Origin of the sequence: Nitrosomonas sp. Nm34, from assembly GCF_900113925.1 — a bacterium.
GTDB lineage: Bacteria > Pseudomonadota > Gammaproteobacteria > Burkholderiales > Nitrosomonadaceae > Nitrosomonas.
The window spans coordinates 1-2,121 of record NZ_FORD01000130.1; the positions used below are offsets into that span (position 1 = coordinate 1).

The window sequence follows — 2,121 nt, forward strand, 5'->3', positions numbered from 1 at the left end:
AGGATATTTGATCAGATTCGGCCACAATTGTACAACAACGAACTGTATGGAGATAAAGCTTATCAACGGCCTGACGCCGAAGAGGTCAGGCAAGCCCAGAATCTGACCGTCTTGACACCGGTTAAAAAACAAAAAGGGCAACACTATCTGGAACCACAGGATCAATGGTTGTCTACCGCGGTGTCTCGCGTGCGGCAACCGATTGAAGCCTTATTTACCTGGATTGAAGAAAGAACAGGCATTGAATGTGCCAGCAAAGCTCGTTCTTATAACAGGCTTATGGTGCATGTATTCGGAAAGCTGGCTGCGGCTCTATTTTTCTGGAATCTTTTACGAGTTAGCTCTTAATTCACATTTTATACAAATCACTTTCAGAAAATAGCAATCCGCGATTCGGCACCATTGCCAACAAGATTGTCAAAATATTTGAGTGTAAACTTGTAATACTTTGAAGCGCTACAAATAGAATATGCAGCGGTCGTGTGCTAATGACCAGTCGAAGAAAATCAGGTGGAGTTATTTTCTCCGCTGTGAGTTTGTATTCCTCGCGCACGCCCGCCCGACCACAGAAAACTAGAGGCGTAAAGAACCGTTTGCTATCGGATGTGGTTAACCGATTTGGCTCAAATAAGGGTGTTATCAACACCTGAGTACGAGATAAACGAAGAGGCAGAAAGCCAAAGCAACGTGGTTTGACCGGGAAAACCAAAAAAAGGCCGCATATGCGGCCTTTTTGTATCTTTATGTAACAGTTATACGTTACTGTGCCGGATTTTGACCCTGCTGATTCTGATTTTGCTGACCCTGATTTGAATTTAAAACACTGGAGTTAACACCCTGCAGAGAATTAGCAGTTAAACCTGCGTTTGCACGTTGCTGACTATCTTCAAAAGCGTTGCAAGCCTGGTCTTGTGTCCCATCCACCTTGGTGAGCTTGGAAGAACCATGGTAAATATTAAACTCATTTCTACTTTCACAGGTCCATGTATTCGGCGTTGAACTTGCTTCATCCGAGGTACAGTCCACCGTTACTGACCGAACGAAATCAGCAGTTTGCCCATCTCCTCTGACCCATTTAGCAAGAAGACCTAAATGAGCTCCAGTCGAACCAGTGTTCGTTCCTGTCGTACCCGTGGTACCGGAGGTTTCGCCAGCAGTAACGACAGTGCCTTCTACCGTTGCCATGAAAGCACTACCGATCACATGTTTACCATGAACGCTGTAAGCTGTTTGTTGGCCTTGGCTAGAATCTGTTCCTCCAGTTCCTCCACTTCCACTAGTTCCACTAGAAAGAGAACTATGCATTTTTACATTAAGATTAAATCGCTCATTCGGAAACTTATCCCATTCATAACAAGCGGTCTGATCAGTACTGCCAGTGGTACCAGTAAAGTCAGTGGTACCAGTACCGCCAGTGGTATTAGTACCGCCAGTGGTATTAGTACCGCCCGTGGTATTAGTACCGCCCGTGGTATTAGTACCACCTGTGGTCCCAGTGGTCTGAGCGAATGCCATACTGGCAAACATGCATGTACCGATCAATATGAGTGTTTTCTTCAATGTTAAAGTAGATTTATACATACTGCCTCCTTATAACTTATAGCTTATAGCCAAGCGTATAGAGAATAAGTGTGATGCATGAAAAACTGCATTAGTTAGTTCTCTTTTAGTCGGCTAATAAACCAGAAATTATTAAAATGAAAGATAGGAAGAAATTATTAAAATAAGAATGATTAAAAAAAGAAGAAGCTATCAACAAAGCAAATAAGTTCACTTTAAACAATGAATAAATCATTGTTTAAAGTTGTTCAAGGTAATTTCACTTTGTTGTTAAGCAATATAAAGGAGTAGTAAATAACAAAGCAATAATGCAAATGCATACATTTTTTATTTTAAGAACAATATAAGATTAATAATAAGGTATTAAATATTGGGTCTTAGGAAGTTAAAGCGGGTTTAGACGTAATAATTTAAGAATTTGAAGATAGAGATTATCATGTCGATGATTAAAACGAAATTCGGTTTCTTTCAAGTGAAGATAAAAAGTATGCTCAGGCACGCCATTGAATTTTGCCAAACGTCTTTTTGCGAAACTCCAGAAAGATTCGATACCGTTAATAT

The 2,121-nt window shown here is 40.7% G+C and carries 2 protein-coding genes and 1 pseudogene; 1 reads left to right on the forward strand and 2 read right to left on the reverse strand.

Annotated features, from left to right (window positions below; translation table 11 throughout):
* Nucleotides 1-348, forward strand: a 348-nt coding sequence (locus BM283_RS17655) for a hypothetical protein (protein ID WP_217646607.1), incomplete at its 5' end; no start/stop codon positions are given.
* A 411-nt stretch (nt 349-759) separates the two neighbouring features.
* Here BM283_RS17655 and BM283_RS17660 read toward each other — a convergent pair.
* Both BM283_RS17660 and BM283_RS17665 read right to left on the reverse strand, forming a co-directional pair.
* Entirely contained in the window at nt 760-1,581 is an 822-nt protein-coding gene (locus BM283_RS17660) for a hypothetical protein (RefSeq protein ID WP_090695467.1), read from the reverse strand.
* Between the two features lie 364 nt (nt 1,582-1,945).
* Nucleotides 1,946-2,121: pseudogene (locus BM283_RS17665) on the reverse strand (IS1595 family transposase); the annotation flags it as partial.

Excerpts from the sequence above, each read along its gene's own strand:
- BM283_RS17660 (WP_090695467.1), bottom strand. The coding sequence starts at position 1,581 with ATGTATAAATCTACTTTAACATTGAAGAAAACACTCATATTGATCGGT.